Annotated in this window: 13 protein-coding genes and 1 riboswitch; of the genes, 4 read left to right on the top strand and 9 right to left on the bottom strand. The window is 72.2% G+C overall.

Features of this window, described 5'->3' with window-relative positions; translation table 11 throughout:
- Nucleotides 1-444: 444 nt before the first annotated feature.
- On the bottom strand, nt 445-1671 hold the full coding sequence (locus ACIRVK_RS27775) for an MBL fold metallo-hydrolase (protein WP_404251662.1): 1227 nt from the start codon (nt 1669-1671) through the stop codon (nt 445-447).
- A 216-nt stretch (nt 1672-1887) separates the two neighbouring features.
- On the opposite strand from ACIRVK_RS27775, the gene ACIRVK_RS27780 reads away from it, so the two are divergent.
- From ACIRVK_RS27780 to ACIRVK_RS27790, 3 genes are read left to right on the top strand one after another with little or no spacing between them, the layout of a single operon-like run.
- The gene (locus tag ACIRVK_RS27780) at nt 1888-3066 is read left to right on the top strand and encodes a Glu/Leu/Phe/Val dehydrogenase dimerization domain-containing protein (protein WP_404251664.1); all 1179 of its coding nucleotides are present in this window, start codon (nt 1888-1890) and stop codon (nt 3064-3066) included.
- Between the two features lie 49 nt (nt 3067-3115).
- The gene (locus ACIRVK_RS27785; protein WP_404251666.1) at nt 3116-3442 is read left to right on the top strand and encodes a hypothetical protein; all 327 of its coding nucleotides are present in this window, start codon (nt 3116-3118) and stop codon (nt 3440-3442) included.
- 9 nt (nt 3443-3451) lie between these two features.
- Nucleotides 3452-4072, top strand: coding sequence for a TetR/AcrR family transcriptional regulator (locus ACIRVK_RS27790; protein WP_404251668.1), 621 nt, complete (start codon nt 3452-3454; stop codon nt 4070-4072).
- Between the two features lie 37 nt (nt 4073-4109).
- Here ACIRVK_RS27790 and ACIRVK_RS27795 read toward each other — a convergent pair whose 3' ends face one another.
- The 3 genes from ACIRVK_RS27795 to ACIRVK_RS27805 form a co-directional block, all read right to left on the bottom strand.
- A complete protein-coding gene (locus ACIRVK_RS27795) occupies nt 4110-4895 on the bottom strand; it encodes an SGNH/GDSL hydrolase family protein (RefSeq protein WP_404251840.1) in 786 nt (261 codons plus the stop codon).
- 448 nt (nt 4896-5343) lie between these two features.
- A complete protein-coding gene (locus ACIRVK_RS27800; protein ID WP_404251670.1) occupies nt 5344-6270 on the bottom strand; it encodes a peptidoglycan DD-metalloendopeptidase family protein in 927 nt (308 codons plus the stop codon).
- 4 nt (nt 6271-6274) lie between these two features.
- Nucleotides 6275-6434: riboswitch (cyclic di-AMP (ydaO/yuaA leader) on the bottom strand.
- Nucleotides 6435-6739: 305 nt separating this feature from the next.
- Nucleotides 6740-8812 carry an alpha-galactosidase gene (locus ACIRVK_RS27805; protein ID WP_404251672.1) on the bottom strand — a complete coding sequence of 691 codons (2073 nt, stop codon included), beginning with the start codon at nt 8810-8812 and terminating at the stop codon, nt 6740-6742.
- Between the two features lie 165 nt (nt 8813-8977).
- On the opposite strand from ACIRVK_RS27805, the gene ACIRVK_RS27810 reads away from it, so the two are divergent.
- Nucleotides 8978-9775, top strand: coding sequence for a tyrosine-protein phosphatase (locus tag ACIRVK_RS27810; RefSeq protein ID WP_404251674.1), 798 nt, complete (start codon nt 8978-8980; stop codon nt 9773-9775).
- A 7-nt stretch (nt 9776-9782) separates the two neighbouring features.
- Here the strand turns inward: ACIRVK_RS27810 and ACIRVK_RS27815 are convergent, their stop codons facing one another.
- The 5 genes from ACIRVK_RS27815 to dxs form a co-directional block, all read right to left on the bottom strand.
- On the bottom strand, nt 9783-9908 hold the full coding sequence (locus tag ACIRVK_RS27815; protein WP_404251676.1) for a DUF6126 family protein: 126 nt from the start codon (nt 9906-9908) through the stop codon (nt 9783-9785).
- A complete protein-coding gene (locus ACIRVK_RS27820) occupies nt 9905-10540 on the bottom strand; it encodes a helix-turn-helix domain-containing protein (RefSeq protein ID WP_404251678.1) in 636 nt (211 codons plus the stop codon). Before ACIRVK_RS27820 ends, ACIRVK_RS27815 begins: the two co-directional genes overlap by 4 nt.
- 72 nt (nt 10541-10612) lie before the next feature.
- Nucleotides 10613-13996: a hypothetical protein gene (locus tag ACIRVK_RS27825; RefSeq protein WP_404251680.1), complete on the bottom strand. Its 3384-nt coding sequence runs from the start codon at nt 13994-13996 to the stop codon at nt 10613-10615.
- An 87-nt stretch (nt 13997-14083) separates the two neighbouring features.
- On the bottom strand, nt 14084-15469 hold the full coding sequence (locus ACIRVK_RS27830; protein WP_404251682.1) for an aspartate aminotransferase family protein: 1386 nt from the start codon (nt 15467-15469) through the stop codon (nt 14084-14086).
- Nucleotides 15466-17400 (bottom strand): 1-deoxy-D-xylulose-5-phosphate synthase, encoded by a 1935-nt coding sequence (dxs, locus tag ACIRVK_RS27835; protein ID WP_404251684.1) that lies wholly within the window; start codon nt 17398-17400, stop codon nt 15466-15468. Before dxs ends, ACIRVK_RS27830 begins: the two co-directional genes overlap by 4 nt.
- Nucleotides 17401-17416: the final 16 nt, after the last annotated feature.

Genomic DNA, 17416 nt, shown 5'->3' on the forward strand with positions numbered 1-17416 from the left:
AACCTGAGGACGCCGCTCCTGACGGTCAGGTCACCCGACTTTCAGACGTTCCTCACCCGATGCGTCCCCGCGCGTGGGGACGTACGACTGCACAGCCTGGGGCTCCCACTCGACGGCCATGAGGACGACCTCACCCCCGGTCCCCTCCTCGGCGCACTCGGCCAGCCGCGTGGACAGCCGACCCAGGCACGCATCCGGCGCCAGAGTGGCCAGGCCGTCCGGAGCACGTCCACCAGCGGGTGCCCGTCCCGGCCCTCTGCTATGCGCCAGTCACCTTCACCCGAGCAATCACCCCTCTACGGGGCATGGAAGGCAGCGGCCGGTACTCCCACGCCTTCTCCTTCTGCAGCCGCGCGGACCCATGGATCGTCCGAAACGCTTGCAGCCGCTCAGCTTCCGACATGACCGCCAAGGCATCCCTCACACACCTCAGCTCGTCCATGATCAGACCTCGCCCACAAGATCGAGATCCTCACGAGCCGGCTTCACGGCGAGCGCGGGGACCGGCCACTCATGGTCAGGCACGTACCCCACACCCCGCCACCACGGCTCGACGGGCAGCACCCCGGCCGGCTCGAACGGCTGCCCCGGCACAGGAAGCGCGACCGCCTGCCCCACCGCATCAGCAGCGGCCTTGGTCCACTCACCGGGCTCGGCCCACGGATGGAAGGCCAGGTTGAAGGTCCCCCAGTGGATCGGCAGCAGCACACCACTGGGCTCGCCTTGCTGCAGGTCAAGGTGCGCTTGGACGCCCTGGACAGGGCTCATGTGAATGTCCGGCCACGCGCCCGGAACCGGCGCAGAGTCCGTGTGGTTCTTGGGCCAGAAGTCGGAGTACGCGCCGATCTGGATCATCGTGGCGTCGAACGGGCCGTGCTCGGCGCCGATGTCCTTGAAGCCCTCGAAGTACCCGGTGTCGCCGCTGTGGTAGATCCGGTGCTCGGGACCGGCGACGGCCCAGGACGCCCACAGGGTGTGCTGGGTGTTGCGCAGGCCGCGCCCGCAGAAGTGGCGGGCCGGGGTGGCGGTGAGGGTCAGGCCGCCGACCTTGGTCGCCTCGTGCCAGTCCAGCTCGCGGATCCGGTCGGCGCAGACGCCCCAGAACTCCAGGTGTTCGCCGACGCCCAGCGGGACGGCGAACACGGTGTCCGTGCCCGCCAGCGCCTTGATCGTGGGCATGTCCAGGTGGTCGTAGTGGTCGTGGGAGATGACGACGACGTCCACCGGACCGAGCGCGGCGAGCGGCAGCGGTACGGGGTGCAGCCGCTTGGGGCCGGCGAAGGGGACCGGGGAGCAGCGCTCTCCCCACACGGGGTCGAAGAGCACCCGGTGTCCGTCGATCTCGGCGAGCACGCTGGAGTGCCCCATCCAGGTCAGCCGCAGCCCGGTGGCCGGCGGGCGCGCGATGTCGGCGAGCGTGGTGCCGTGGACGGGGATGTTCCCGCTGGGGGCGCGCCGGGGTCGTTCGTCCTTGTCGAAGAAGACCTTGGCGAACTCCGTCAGGGAACCTGACGGCCGGGTCCGGGCGACGCCTCCGGGGTTCTGGAAGACGCCGTCCTTGAAGTGCGGCGATCTGCGGATGCGTGCCAGCCGCTCACCGCTCGGGTCCGCGCCGAAGGCCGCGGGCTGCAGCGCGCGGAGCCCGGAGCTCAGGGGACGGAAACCGGACACGGTACCTCCAGGTGGAGTCGGTGAGGCAGTCCATTATGGGTGCCCCTTCCGACAACACCGGGCTCGTCCGAGTCCTGCCGGACGGTTTCCAAAGAAAGACCAAAGAAACCGGGGCTGTCATCGACCGTCGGGAGCCGGGCGGTGTTGCCGTTGACACGGCCGGGGCCGCTTCCGATACTGACCGGCAGTTCAGTAAAACGCCGCCGAGGAGACCTCATGACCGCCCCGCTGATGTCGCTCACCTGGACGGACCACGTCACCGGCCGTCAGGGTTTCCTGGTCGTCGACCGGCTGGTGCGCGGTGTCTGCAGTGGCGGGCTGCGGATGCGCCCGGGCTGCACCCTGGAGGAGGTCGCCGGGCTCGCGCGCGGGATGACCATGAAGGAGGCGCTGCACTACGACCCCGAGGGCCGCTACGTCCCGCTGGGCGGCGCCAAGGGCGGCATCGACTGCGATCCCCGGGACGCGGGGGCCTACGAGCTCCTGGTGCGCTATCTGCGCGCGATGAAGCCGTACATCGAGAGCTGCTGGACCACGGGCGAGGACCTGGGGCTGACCCAGGACCTGGTGGACCGGGCGGCCACCGAGGCGGGGCTGGTCTCCTCCATCCAGGCCGTGTATCCGCTGCTGGACGACGAGGCGGCGGCCCGTGAGCGGCTCGCGGACGCCTTCGCGGTCGAGGTGGACGGCATCGGGCTCGACGAACTGGCCGGCGGCTGCGGGGTCGCCGAGGCCGCATTGACGGCGCTGGACCGGGCCGGGGTGCCGTACGAGGGCACGCGGGTGGCGGTGCAGGGGCTGGGCACGATGGGCGGGGCCACGGCGCGCTTCCTCACGCACGCGGGGCTCTCGGTCGTGGCCGTCGCCGACATCAAGGGCACGATCCTCAACCCGGCCGGCCTGGACGTCGAGGCACTGCTGGCGGCGCGCGACGCCTACGGCACCGTGGACCGTGCCGCACTGCGCCCGCAGGACCGTGAACTGCCGGGCGAGGCCTGGCTGTCCGTCGACGCGGAGGTGCTGGTGCCGGCGGCCGTCTCGTACGCGATCGACACCGTCGACCAGGAGCGGATCACCGCCCGCTGGATCGTCGAGGCGGCCAACATGCCGGTGCTGCCGGAGGCGGAGGAACTGCTGGCCGCGCGCGGGGTCACCGTGCTGCCGGACGTGGTGGTCAACTCCGGTACGAACGCCTGGTGGTGGTGGACGCTGTTCGGTGACATCGGTCCCGACGCGGACGAGGCCTTCGCCCACACGCGGCGCTCGATGCGGGCGCTGACCGAACAGATGCTCTCCCGCGCGGAGGCCGACGGGACGACCCCGAGGGCGGCCGCCCACGCCATCGTGGCGGACCGGCTGCCGGTCATCGCGGAACGGTTCGGCTGGTACCGGTGACCCCCGGCGGCACGGTCCTGGTTCCGCGGGCCGAGTAGGGTCGGCCGGCGTGGCCGTTCGACTGTGTTGTCTGCTGTGGGCCAGGCCCGGTGCGGCCGAGGCCCTCATCGTGTACGAGGACAAGGTGCTGGCGCTGCTGGGCGAGCACGGCGGACGTGTCCTGCAACGGGCCCGCACCGACGGCGCCGAGGGCGGGCCGGACGAGATCCAGCTGATCGAGTTCGACTCCGGGACCGGCTTCGACGCCTTCATGGCGGACGAGCGGCGCACCGCCCTGGCCGGCGAGCGCGACGCGGCGATCGCGCGCACCGAGCTGTACCCGGTGGAACTCGTCGAGCAGCGGTCTCACCCGGCATCGCCGGTGGCTACGGAATAAGGTGACCGCGTGGCGAGAGTGCGGTTGAGCGTGGCGGAGCGGCGCGAGGAATTGCTGCGGGCGGCGATCGAGCAGATCGAGGTGCGTGGCGTCGCGGCGGTCAGGATCGCCGACGTGGCCTCGGCGCTCGGCGTGAGCAACGCGCTCGTGCTGTACCACTTCTCCACCAAGGAGAAGCTGGTCGCCGCCGCCTTCACCTATGCGGCCGAGGACGACCTGGCTCATCTGCGCAAGCTGCTCGGCCGGCGCACCACGGCGCTGCGGCGGCTGCGCTCGGCCGTGCGCTGGTACGCCCCGACCGGTCAGGCCAAGGGCTGGCGGCTGTGGATCGAGGGCTGGGCGGCGGCGCTGCGCGAACCGGCGCTCCAGGAGGTCACCCGCGACCTCGACCGGCGGTGGAAGGCCGCGCTCGCCGAGGTCATCGCGGAGGGCGTGGCCGCGGGCGAATTCCGCTGCCCGGACCCGACGGCAGCGGCGCTGCGCCTGACGGCCCTGCTGGACGGGCTCGCCGTGCAGCTGACGTCGTACCCGGGCGCCGTGTCGCGGGCCCGCGCCCAGGAGTGGGTGGACGAGGCCGTGGCCCGCGAACTGGGCCTGGAACGGGCGGAGTCGACCGCATCAGAGGGGTGAGCGTCCCCCGTCCCGCGCCGGGGGACGCCCACCGCCCTCACGCCACCGAGGCGATCCGCATCTTGATGTCGTCCGGCGACAGCGTGCCCTTCGCCGTGACGTGGTCGCCCGAGGACTCGCCGCGCAGCCGGCGCCCGATCCACGGCACCAGGTACTCGCGCGCCCAGTGCACGTCGTCCCGCCGCACCTCGAGGGTGCCGCGCGGCGGCAGCGGCGGCCAGGGCTGGTCGGGATCGGCCGGCACCTCGAGGCCGAGGACCTGGCCGGCCCGCAGCGCCACGCGCGTGTGCCCCTCGGGCGAGAGGTGCAACCGGTCGTCGTCCCAGGCCCTGCGGTCCTGGACGGTCCTGAGGGACCACAGGTCCAGCACGGGGCAGCCGTACCTGTCGGCGATGGCCCGTACGTGCCCGTTGTAGGTGGCGATCTTGCCGCGCAGGTGCTTGAGCACGGGCACGCCACGGGTGTCGAAGCCCGTCGTCACCATCACGGTGCCGGCGGCCCGGGTGAGCGTCGCCACCGCCCGCTCGAAACGCTCGGCGACCTCGTCCGGGTCGGTGCCGGGCCGGATGATGTCGTTGCCGCCGGCACAGAAGGAGACCAGGTCCGGCGCGAGTTCGACGGCCCGCGGGACCTGGTCCGCCACGATCTGGTCGAGCAGTTTGCCGCGCACGGCGAGGTTGGCGTAGGAGAAGTCGCCCTCGGGGCGCCGGTCCGCGAGCAGCACCGCGAACCGGTCCGCCCAGCCGACCATCGCCCCGTCGGGACCGGGATCTCCCACGCCCTCGGTGAAGCTGTCCCCCACCGCGACGTACGACCCGATCACTGCTCCGCTGTCTCTGCTGTCACTTTTCGAATCGTCTGCCACGGCGGCCATGATTCACCTTCGAATGTGACCTACGCGACCGTAGGAAAGGGTTGACGGGCGGTGAGATAAACCACTGCCAAAGGGTTCACCAAGACCGGAATACCCCTCGGATCAGGGATGTTGACGGGTGAACCGCCAGACCCTGAAGTCGCCCGTTGTTCCACCAGCGGACCGTCGAGCAGTCGGAGACGATCCGGACATGGTTCGTTGCCGAGGCCGTGCCGGAAGTCGTCGTGGGCGAGGAGCCGGCCGCGATGGCGGGGTACGGCGCTCGCCGCGGCCGCGGGGGACGACCCGTGCTGTCGACACCGCCTGACGCCCCGCCACACGACCGCAACACCGAAGGCCGGACCCGGGGATCGGGGTCCGGCCTTCGGCGGCGTGTCGGGCGCGTGGTCGGCGGGGGCTAGCCGACGGCGACGCCCTTGGAGCGGAGGTAGGCGACCGGGTCCACGTCGGAGCCGTAGTTTGGCGTGGTGCGGATCTCGAAGTGCAGGTGCGGACCGGTGACGTTGCCGGTGGCGCCGGAGAGGCCGAGCTGCTCGCCCGGGGTCACGCTCTGGCCGACCGAGACGGAGATCTGGGAGAGGTGGCCGTACTGGGCGTAGTAGCCGTCGGCGAGCCTGATGACGACCTGGTTGCCGTACGCGCCGCCCCAGCCGGCGGTGACGACGGTGCCCGCGCCCACGGCCTTGACCGGGGTGCCGGTCGGGACGACGAAGTCGACGCCGGTGTGGTAGCCGCTGGCCCACATGCTGCCGGCGACGTGGTAGCCGGTGCCGATGGTGCCGCCGGTCACGGGGAGGTTGAAGCCGGTGGCGGTCGACGCGACGGCCTGGGTGACCTTCGGGGCGGAGGAGGCGCTCGACGAGGAAGAGGAAGCGGAAGAGGACGACGCGGCGGAGGGGGACGCGGACTTGGTGGTGGCGGTCGGCGTCGCCCCGCCGTCGAGGGTGAGCTTGAGGCCCGGGTGGATCAGCGACGGGTCGGCGCCGACAGCCTGGCGGTTGTCCGCGTACAGCTTGTGCCAGCCGCCCCGGACGTGCTGCTCGTCGGCGATCTTCGAGAGGTAGTCGCCGGCCCGGACCGAATAGGTGCGCACACCCCGATGGTTGGCGGCGGTCTTCTTTTCGGTCGCCTTCTTACCGACGGCCGGAAGGGACTGGACGGCCTTTTCGGAAACCGACCGGGGGGCGGACTGCGCGGTGGCCGCATGGGCGCCGGTGGCCCCCATGAGCGGCAGGGCGAGAGCGGCGCCGCCGGTTCCGGCGACGGCGATGGAGCGGGTGAAGCGCTTGGGCTTCGGGCGGCGGTGCTTACCCTTCGCGGGCATGGCGAATTCCTCTCCGTCGCCTGCGAGGTGAGCTGTCGGGTGCGGGCTGGAGATGCCCGGCCGCGTTTTTTCGGCGCGGCTTTACCCCTAGCCGTTCCGGAGACCGGAACAGGCGTCGTACCTGTGGGTCCCCCGCTCCTGCCGTTCACGGGTGAGTTGTGCGGGCTCCGGGCGGCGGCAGGACTGGGCGTCCGTCCGGATTGGTGGCGAACGTAAGCGACCAGGACGCAGAGGGACAAGCGCCGGTTCCCGTGGAATGCGTTTCCGTAGATCGACTGCCGGAATTCACGGTCACCCTCCGTGAATTACCGAACGTCCACATCACCCGAACACCCTTGAAGAGCAGATGAATTACGTGAACATGACGTGCAACGCACCGTCACGGATATGACGCTCCTCACGTGACGGTGCTCCAGCATTTCCCATTCCAGAGCGAGTTGGAATGAAGCCAGCAATTCGGACAGAAGGCTCAGATGCGGCGCAGCCGGATGACTGTCGCATCGAGGTCGCCGCGCAATCCGGTGACCAGTCCGTGATGCGACAGAACGGCCCCTCGATGAATTTCGCCCGTTTCAGGGCATTCGTACGACGCGGCCGGGTCGAGCCCGCGCAGCCGCAGGGCCGGTACGGGTTCTCCGTAACTCTGGGCCTGGAGCCAGGCGAGGACGACGGTTTCGTTCCCACGCACGTACTGCACCGCGCACAGGCCGCCCGTCGGGGGCCGCAGCCGGTGGAGGTCGCCGTGCTGGACCAAGGGGCGGATCTCCTTGTAGAGGCTCACCCAGTCGCGAGCCTCGGCGAGCTCCTCCTCGGTCCACTGGGTGAGATCCCCGCCGACGCCCAGCACGCCCGCCATGGCGCTCACGAACCGGAAGCGCAGCGAGCTGACCCGGCCGTTGAGCTGGGTGTTGGGACTGTCGGTGACCCAGGCGGCCATCACCCGCGCGGGATGGATCTGACTGAAGCCGTGCTGGATGGCGAGCCGGTCGAGCGGGTCGGTGTTGTCGGAGGTCCACACCTGGTCGGTACGGCTCATGATGCCGAGGTCGATCCGGCCGCCGCCGCCCGAGCAGGACTCGAAGGCGACGTCCGGGTGGGCGGCCCGCAGCCGGTCGAGGAGGGCGTACAGGGCGCGGACGTGGTCGACCCACAGGCGCTGCGGGTAGGGGTCGCCGGGCCAGCCCGCGTCGGTGAAGCAGCGGTTGAAGTCCCACTTCACGTAGTCGATCGAGGCGCTGGACAGCAGGGCGTCCAGTTGCTCCCAGAGGTACTCCTGGACGTCCTCGCGGGCCAGGTTCAGTACGAGCTGGTTGCGGAACTCCGTCCGCTTTCGTCCTGGTTGGTACTGCACCCAGTCGGGGTGGGCGCGGTAGAGGTCGCTGTCCGGGTTGACCATCTCGGGCTCGACCCAGATGCCGAACTGCATGCCGAGCGCGTGCACGTAGTCGGCGAGCGGCGCCAGGCCCTTGGGGAAGCGGTCGGGGTTGGGGGTCCAGTCGCCGAGTCCGGCGCGGTCGCTGGTGCGCTTGCCGAACCAGCCGTCGTCGACGACGAACAGTTCGACGCCGATGGCCGCGGCACGGCGGGCGAGCACCCCCTGCTGCTCCTCGGAGATGTCGAACTCGGTCGCCTCCCAGGAGTTGAACAGCACCGGCCGGTCCCGGTCGGCGTCGGGGATGACGTAGGCACGCTGGTAGGCGTGCCAGGCCCGGCTCGCGCCCCCGAATCCGCCTTCGCTCCACAGGCCGGCGAAGACGGGCGTGGTGTACGACTCCCCCGCGGCCAGGCGCAGCAGCCCGGAGTCGTCGTAGCCGGCGCCGCCGGTGATCTGCACGCGCGCGTCGGGGAGTTGCGCGACCGCGATCCGCCAGGAACCGGACCAGCCGAGCGCGCAGCCGTAGACCTCGCCGCGCTCCTCGGTGGCGTCCGTGTCGAGGGCGACCCAGGGCAGGTGCTGGTGGCCGGTGTGGCCGCGGCGGCTGCCGATGACCTTCTCGCCATGGGTGAGCGGCGCTGCGGTCAGCAGGGACTCGGCGGCCCAGCGGCCGTGCAGCTGGGACAGCCGCCAGCCCTCGCGGTCGGGCAGCGTCCAGGTGGCGGCGTCGGCGCGCAGCAGTTCCAGGGGCGCGGGCCCCTCGTTGTCGAGGGTCACCCAGCGTTCCACCACGTCGCGCCGCATGCGGTAGTGCAGCGTGACGAGGAGCCCGCCGTCGCGGAAGCGCAGCCGCAGGTGGTCGCCCTCCGCCTCGTACGCCTCGAAGCGCCACTCGGTGCCGCGCCGCTCCTCGGTGCGCACGGACAGAGCGGGCCGCGTGAACCGTGGGCCGCCCTCGACCGGGTACTCCTCGCGGCCGTCCAGCTGCGACTCGAAGGGCCGGTAGACGGGCAGCGGACGGACGGCGAGCGCCTCGGCGTCGGCGAGCGCGATCCGCGGCCCCCAGTGCAGGTGCAGAAGCTCGTCGTCCTCGGTGAGATGGACGGCGTAGCCGCTGGCCGGGCCGGTCAGCAGCCAGGTACGGCCGTTGTCGGAGATCTCGAGCATCTAGCCCCCACACATTCGAACAGGTGCGATCAAGCAGCAACATCATCAACGGCGGCGGCCCCCGGCGGCAACGCCTGTGGACAACTCATTGCCGTACCGACCGGTATGGTCGAGGAGGTGCCCGTCGCCGAGCCGCGCCGGCGGGGCCGAATGGGAGGAGCCCCCGTGACGCAGCAGATCCCGTCGACCGAACCGGAGCTGGCCGGAGTGCGCAACTTCCGCGACGTGGGCGGCCTGCCGACGACGGACGGACGACGGGTGCGGCACGGAGTGCTCTTCCGCAGCGGCCATCTGGCGCACGCCACGGAGCAGGACGCCGCGTTCCTGTCCTCATTGGGACTGCACACGATCTTCGACTTCCGCAACGCCGCGGACCACAAGCTGGAGGGCCCGGACGTCGAACTGCCGGGGGTGCGCAACGTGAACCTGCCGCTGTCGGATCCGGCGGACGGCTCCGGGTTCTGGAGGATGGTCCGGGACGGCGAGATCGACCAGTTGCGCGAGATCCTCGGCGACGGCCGGGCGGCGAACCGGATGATCGCCTCCTACCGCAAGATCATCAGGGAACGCACCGAGGAGCACGCGCGCGTGCTGCGTTCGCTCGCCGAGGACAGCCTGCCCGCGCTGCTGCACTGCGCGGCGGGCAAGGACCGCGCGGGCCTGTCCATAGCGGTGACCCTGCTCGCGCTGGGCGTCGAGCGGGAGGCGATCGTCGCCGACTACCTGGAGTCGAACGCCAAGCACCGCCGCTACAAGGTGCGCCGCAGCAGCACCTCCAGGGCCGGCTACTCCCCCGAGGTCATGGAACTGCTCAGCCCCCTGTTCGAGGCGCGCGCCACATACCTTCAGGCGGCCTTCGAGACGATCGACGAGACGTGGGGCGGCGTCGAGCCCTACCTGGAGCAGGGCCTCGGCGTGACGCCGGAGATCCGCGGGCGCCTGCGGGAGCGGCTGCTCGACTGACGCCGGGCTACTTGGCGCCGACCGCGAACAACAGGTAGACGAAGGCCGCGAAGAGGTGGCCCACCGCGATGTAGATGATCAGCCGCACCCACAGGGCGCGGGGAAACTTCTCTTCCATGTTTCTGTTGCTCATGGCGTGTCTCCGGTGACGGGGCCCAGGCACAGGGTGGCCGTGGGGCTCTGCAGCAGGGTGTGTACGAACAGGAGCTCGACGCCATCGGCGTCCTGGGCGGCGATCCGGTGCGGGGTCAGCGAGTCGAAGTGCGCGCTGTCGCCCGGTCCGAGCCGGTGCGCGGTGTCCCCGAGGCGCAGCCGCAGCCGTCCCTTCAGGACGTACAGCCACTCCTCACCGGGGTGCACCCGCACGATGTCGCCCTGCGAGCCGTGCGGTACGTGGACGCGCAGGGCCTGCATGCCGCGGCCGGGCGCGCCGGCCTGGTAGTAGGTCCAGCCGCCCGCGGCGGTCGGTTCCATGGCGGCGCCGCGCACGACGGCGTCCCGGTCGGCGACGGTCTCGCCCAGCAGCTCCGAGACCGTCGTACCGTAGACACGGGCGAGAGTGAGCAGCATCGGCAGGGAGGGCTGGCGCTGCCCGGTCTCCAGCCGGGAGAGATGGGCCGGTGACAGCCCGGCGGTACGCGCCGCCGCCTCCAGGGTGAGGGCGGCCCGCCTGCGCAGGGCGCGAAGCTGCGGCGCGACGGCGGGCAGTACCTGGTCCGGCCCGGCCGGGGGCTCGGCACCGGTCTCGGCTTCGGGAGAGCTCATGCTCTCCATTCAGCCGGTCGATTGCCTGTACGGCAAATTCCTTGCCTCAGAGGCAAAAGCGCCCCGGCCCCGTCACTCCGTCGCCGTCATCGTCTCGTACGCCTTGTGCCGTACGTCCGGGTCCGGATGGCGGCGCAGCACACGCAGCAGCGACCGCCATTCGTCCGGCCAGCCGAGGCTGCCGGCCGTGCGGGCCACCAGCCCCGCCGCGAGCAGACCGGGGACGGTGCCGCCGTCGCCGGCGAGCCGCTCGGCCGCCGCCAGCAGGGCCGTGCCGCGCTCGGGCCGGGCCCGGTGCGCCCAGCCCGCGTCCAGCCGGGTGGAGGCCTGGAGCGTGACCACCGTCGGGCTGCCCTCCAGTGCCTCCGCCAGATCCAGCAGCCGTCCGAGCAGCCGGTCCGGTTCCTCGGTCCGGTCCACCAACCGGCACAGCACGCCCGCGCGTTCGGCCGCCAGCAGCGGTTCGGGAGCGAGCAGCGCGGCGATCTCCTCCAGTACCTCGGGCCGTCCCCCATTGTCGGACGGGGACACCAGGGTGCGCAGCCGTTGCAGGGCCGGCAGGTCCCGGTCCTCGAGGGCCTCGCCGCCACCCTCGGGCGTGTGCATCGCGGCCAGCAGCCCGGTCACCGCGCAGTGGAAGGCGCTGCCGTCGGCCGCGCCGGACACCGGATGCGGCAGGTCGGAGAAGACCAGGTCGCGCAGCACCCACGCCGCATGGTCCCAGTGCTCCCGGCTGCCCAGGTCGCACACCGTGCCGGCGATCCGGTCGGCCAGCCCCGGCGCGTACCGGGTCCACGGGGCCAGCGCCCGCAGGAAGGCCCAGCCGGAGAACCCCTCGCACGACGCCAGGCCGGCGGCGTAGACCGCGTCGACCGCCGCCGCGTACCGGTCGCGGTGCGCCTGGGCCAGTTCCCATGGCCCCACCTCCACGACCGCCCTGAGCACGGCCGGGGTGTCGTCCCGTGCGGCGGCGTCCAGCAGCCGCCAGGCCTCCGGCACCCCCAGCAGCGGGGGCAGGGCGCGGATCACGGCGGTCCGCACGTCCGGGTGGGCATCCTCGTCGAAACCGCGGGCGAGCAGCGCCACCGCCTGACGGGGCGGCAGATGGCGGGCGGCGAGACGTACGGCCTCCTTGCGGGAGGTCACCTTCGCGGGCCGCTCCCCGGTCAACAACGCAAGCAGTGCACGGGCCAGGTCGGAGGGGGCGGTGAAACGGGCGGCTCGGCTCGCCGCGTACACGGCGACCCGGGCACGGTCGCCGCCCGCCTGCTCAAGCAGCACCGGCAGCGCGTCCTGGGGACGGTCGGTCCAGGGCAGCGCGGCGAGCGCCGCCTCGGCGACGACCACCTCCTCGTCGTCCTTGTGCCGCAGGGCCAGGGCCAGGCCCAGCTCCGGCACCGGGGCCGCGGCGCGGAGCGCGGAGGCCCGGTCGTCCAGCGGCAGCGAGCGGTCCCCCGCCGTCCGCTCGGCGAGCCGTGCCGCGGCCCGCTGCTGGCGGGGCAGCCAGCGGTCGGCGGCGGTGAGGTCCGGCAGCGGGCGCGCGGCGCCGGGCACGAGGAAACGCCCGTACGGCGGGGTGTCGGCCAGCAGGACGTCCAGCAGGTCGGTGCGGTCGCGGGAGAGCACCTGCCGTACCGGGGCGAGGACCGCCGCCGACGGCTCCCGCTCGACGATCCGGGCGGCCCGGTCCCGGCGGGTGGCGGGCGCGGCCAGCCACAGCGTCGCGGCCGCCTCGAACGTCGGGTCGTCGCCGCGCTCCAGCGCCAGGGCGAGCATGTCCTGCAGTGCGGGCATCCGCCGGGCCCGCGGGCCGAACGCGGCGGCCAGGCCGAGCAGCAGCCGGAAGTCGGACCTGGCCGCGGCGGCCTCCAGCCAGGGCCGCAGCGCCTCGAACACCTCGTGCTCCTGGCCGCGCCGCAGGACCCGGTACAGGGGTCCGAAGTCCGGTACGCCGACCCGGCCCACGATGCGCTCCAGGGTGCTCAACGCCCAGGTGCGCAGGGGCGTTTCCGCGTCCCTGGCGTGTTCGACCAGGATGCGCTCGGCGAGGGTGCGCAGCGCCGTCAGGCTGCTCGGCGAACAGTCCCGGGCCGCGAGGGCGTCGACAGCGATCCGGTCGAGCGCCTCCGCGTCGGCGGGGGCGAACAGACGCGGAGGCGTCCGGGCGAGCGCCGTCAGCGCGGCCTCGCGCACGGGGTCCTGGTCGTTGCGCAGCCGGCCGGCCACGCTCAGCACCTCGGTGATCGCCTCCCGGCCGCCGTCGCGGGCGGCGCAGGCGACGAACAGCGGCCAGGCGGCGGCGCGCTCGTCCGCGTCGGAGCGCCGGGTCGCGGCGAGCAGCGCGGCGCGCGCCTCGTCGTACGGGCCGTGGGCGAGTGTGTCCAGCTCGTCCCATGCGTCGACCCGGGAGCCGAAGTCGGCGGCGATCCTGCGCACTTCGGCCCAGCGGCGTTCGCGCGGCAGCAGGTCGAGCACGCTCAGGGCCGGGTCCCCGTCCGTCCCGTCCACGGTGACCGCGTCGAGGAAGGCCGCACGGCTGCCGGGGGCCATGGCCTTCATCAGTCCGGCCAGGTGGCCGGGGCGGTGCAGCCAGTGGCGGCCCAGCATCGGCAGGGACGGCGGCTCGGCCCGCACCAGCCTGCGCAGCACGCCGGGGGGCAGCGCGGGCTGGTAACGCGGTGTGTGCCGGTCTGGCGAGATGATCCACCGGACGACCCGCTCGGCGTCGGCGTCGACCAGCGCGCCGAGGCCGCCGTGCAGACCGGGCGGCAGGGCGGGCGGCCCGTGCCGCTCCAGCAGGGCCAGGACCCCGTCGGGCAGGCGCGGGGCGAGTGCGGCGACCGTCGTGGCGTTCTGGCGCCACCACTCCTCCCTGGCCCGGTGGTCGGACCGGTCGGCCAGGGCGCGTTCGGCGTGGGCCAGCACCGGGCCGGGGTGGCGCCGGGCGAGCCGTGGCCAGTTGTCCACGGCGTGCGCGAGCCGGGGCAGCTCCTGTGCGACGAGGGGCGTGGAGCAGGCGGGCAGCAGACGCGCGGCCTCGGCCTCGCCCCACTCCTCGCCGAGCCGCACCACCAGCCGCTCGGCGAGCGCGGTACGCCCGCCGGAGGCGAGCAGCCGGGCCAGCCGTCCGCGCAGCGCGGCCGGTGCGTCGTCGTACGCCGCCTCCACCGCCGCGTCGGGCACGGGCAGGGTGCGGGCGGCGCGCTGGGCGTACCCGGCGACGACCGCGTCCGGGTCGGCGAGCCGGGCGGCGAGGAAGCCGGCGTCCCGGCCGACGAGGGCGGCCAGCGCGGCGAGGCGGCGCCCGTAGGGGCCTTGGGCGTCGAGGTCGGTGAGGAGCGGAGCGAGTTCCCCCTGCTCCACGAGCAGGCGCGCGGTCTTGGCGGTGAGGGCGAGACGGGCCGGGAAAGACAGTCCTTCGAGTGCGGAGAGCAACTGCTCCGCGGTGGTCGGCATCCGGCGATTGTGTCGCACGGTGATCGCTCGCGCGATCGATTATTCGGGCGGCCGGGGGCCGTGGAGCAACCCCGGCCGCCCGGCGCGTCAGCGGTTGGCCACCGCCTGCTTCACCAGCGTCTTGCTGAAGTCCCACATCAGCCCGCCGCCGCTGTGCGCGTCGTCCATCACGGCCGTGAAGGCGTCCACGAACCGCTCCACGTCCGGCTCGCCGATGATCAGCGGCGGGATCAGCTTGATCACCTCCAGGTGGTCGCCGGAGACCTGGGTGAGGATCCGGTGCCGCTGGAGCAGCGGTACGACGACCATCTGCGCGAACAGTCCCTTGCGCGCGGCCTGCAGCATGGTCCAACGACTGCGCAGCTTCAGCGACTTGGGCTTGCCGAACTCGATGCCGATCATCAGGCCCCGGCCGCGCACGTCGGCGACCAACTCGTACTTGTCGACGAGGGCCGCGAGCCGGGAGCGCAACTGCTCTCCCGTGGCCCGGGCGTTGGCGACGACCTGTTCGTTCTCCATCACGGAGAGCACGGCCAGCCCCGCCGCCATGGCCTGGGCGTTGGAGCCGAAGCTCGCGGAGTGGACCAGCACCCGGTCCATGGACGAGTAGACCTTCTTGAAGATCCAGTCCTTGCCGAGCGTGGCGCCGACCGGGACGTAACCGCCGGACAGGGCCTTGGCCACGCACACCAGGTCCGGCTCGACGCCCTCCTCGTGCTGGTAGGCGTAGAAGTCACCGGTGCGGCCGAGGCCCGTCTGCACCTCGTCGGCGATGAGCAGCGCCTTGTGCCGGCGCAACAGCTCCTGGGCGCCCCGCAGATAGCCGGGCGGCGCCTCGTGCACGCCCTTGCCCTGGATCGGCTCGACGATCAGGGCGGCGACGTCGCCCTTCTTCAACTCCCGTGCGAGCGCATCGAGATCGCCGAGCGGGACGGCCGTGTCGGGCAGCAGCGGGGCGAAGCCGTCCCGGAAGCCGTCCTCGCCGTTGACCGACAGGGAGCCGGTGGTCAGCCCGTGGAAGGCGTGCTCGCAGTACAGGACACGCGGCCTGCCGGTGGCGAACCGGGCGAACTTCAGCGCGGTCTCCACCGCCTCCGTGCCGCTGTTGCCGAAGAACACCCGGTCCAGGTGCGGGCTGTGGGTCAGCAGCTTCTCGGCGAGCAGCCCGGGCAGCGGCTGGCAGTCGAAGCGGGTGAGGTCGGCGAGGGAGGCGTCGAGGACGTCGTGCAGCGCCTTGCGGACGACGGGGTGGTGGCGGCCGACGCCCATCACCCCGAACCCGGCGAGCATGTCCAGGTAGTCGTTGCCGTCCGCGTCCCAGAAGTGGGCGCCCTCGGCGCGCTCGTAGACCTTGTCGAAGCCGATCGTGTGCAGCATGCGCGGGAGTTGGTGGTTCAGGTACTTCCCGTGCAGTTCGTAGCGCTCGGCTCCGCGTTCGGCCAAGAGTGCGCCGAGGTCGAACTCCTTGGTCATTCAGCCTTCTCCTTGACGGTGCCGTTCACCTGTTCCTTGACGGCCAGTGTGTCCTCGGCCTCCTTGACGGCCAGGCTCGCGCTGATCCGCCCGGCCACCTCGACCGGCGTCAGGCCGATGTCGGCCAGCACCTCGCCGCGCTTGGCGTGCGCGAGGAACTGCTCCGGGATGCCGAACCGTCGTACGGGGACGTCGACTTCGGCGTCCGAGAGGGCCAGCGCGACGGCCGAGCCCACGCCGGCCGCGCGACTGTTGTCCTCGACGACGGCGACCAGCCGGTGCTCGGCGGCGAGGCCGGGGAGCGCCGGGTCGACGGGTTTGACCCAGCGCGGGTCGACGACCGTGCAGGAGACGCCGCGCGCCTCGAGCAGTTCGGCCGCCTGCAGGCACACGGGGGCCATCACGCCGACGGCGACCAGCAGCACCTCGGGGGTGTCCGGGCCCCGGTGCAGGACGTCGACGCCGCCGATCCGGTCGACCGCCGGGATCTCCGGTCCCACCGACTCCTTCGGGAAGCGGACCAGCGTCGGCGCGTCGTCGACGCCGACGGCCTCGCGCAGCTGGGCGCGCAACTGGTCGGCGTCCCGGGGGGCGGCGATCCTGAGGCCGGGGACGACCTGGAGGATCGACATGTCCCACATGCCGTTGTGGGAGGGCCCGTCGACGCCGGTGACGCCGGCCCGGTCGAGCACGAACGTCACTCCGCAGCGGTGCAGTGCCACGTCCATCAGCAGTTGGTCGAAGGCGCGGTTGAGGAAGGTGGCGTAGACGGCGACGACGGGGTGCAGGCCCCCGGTGGCGAGGCCGGCCGCGCTCACCGCGGCGTGCTGCTCGGCGATGCCCACGTCCCACACGCGGTCGGGGAACCTCGCGGCGAACTTGCCGAGGCCCACCGGGTGCAGCATGGCCGCGGTGATCGCGACGACGTCCTCGCGCTCCTCGCCGATCCTGACGATCTCGTCGCCGAACACCGAGGTCCAGGACGGTGCGATGGACGGCGTGAGCGGCTCGCAGGTGAGCGGGTCCATCACGCCGACCGTGTGGAAGTGGTCCTCCTCGTGGGCGATCGCGGGTTCGTAGCCGCGGCCCTTCTCGGTGAGGCAGTGGACGAGGACGGGTCCGTGGAAGCGTTTCGCACGCCTGAGCGCGGACTCGACGGCGCCGATGTCGTGTCCGTCGATCGGGCCGACGTACTTCAGGCCCAGGTCCTCGAACATGCCCTGTGGGGCGAAGGCGTCCTTGAAGCCCTTCTTCGCGCCGTGCAGGGACTCGTAGACGGTGTTGCCGACGACGGGCGTGCGCAGCAGCACCTCCTTGCCCCAGGCGAGCACCTTCTCGTAGCCGTCGGTGGTGCGCAGGGTGGCGAGGTGGTTGGCGAGGCCCCCGATGGTCGGCGCGTAGGAGCGCTCGTTGTCGTTGACGACGATGATCAGCGGTCGGTCCTTGGCGGCCGCTATGTTGTTCAGCGCCTCCCAGGCCATGCCGCCGGTAAGCGCGCCGTCGCCGATGACGGCGACGACGTGCCCCTTCTCCCCCTGCACCTGGCGGGCCTTGGCGAGGCCGTCGGCCCAGCCGAGCGCCGTGGAGGCGTGGCTGTTCTCGACGATGTCGTGCTCGGACTCCTCACGGGAGGGATAGCCGGACAAGCCACCCTTGCCCCGCAGCTTGGAGAAGTCCTTGCGGCCCGTCAAGATCTTGTGGACGTAACTCTGGTGGCCGGTGTCCCAGACGATGCGGTCGACGGGTGACTCGAAGACCCGGTGGAGCGCGATGGAGAGTTCCACCACGCCCAGGTTGGGCCCGAGATGTCCGCCGGTCCTGGCCACCGCGTGCACCAGGAACTCCCTGATCTCTTCGGACAGTTCGCGAAGTTCCGGCTTGGACAGCGCCTTCAGGTCGCGTGGTCCACGGATGTTCTCCAGAATGGTCACGCTCGGGCCCCCTTCG

Origin of the sequence: Streptomyces sp. NPDC101152 (assembly GCF_044768275.1) — a bacterium.
In the GTDB taxonomy this organism is placed as follows: Bacteria; Actinomycetota; Actinomycetes; order Streptomycetales; family Streptomycetaceae; genus Streptomyces.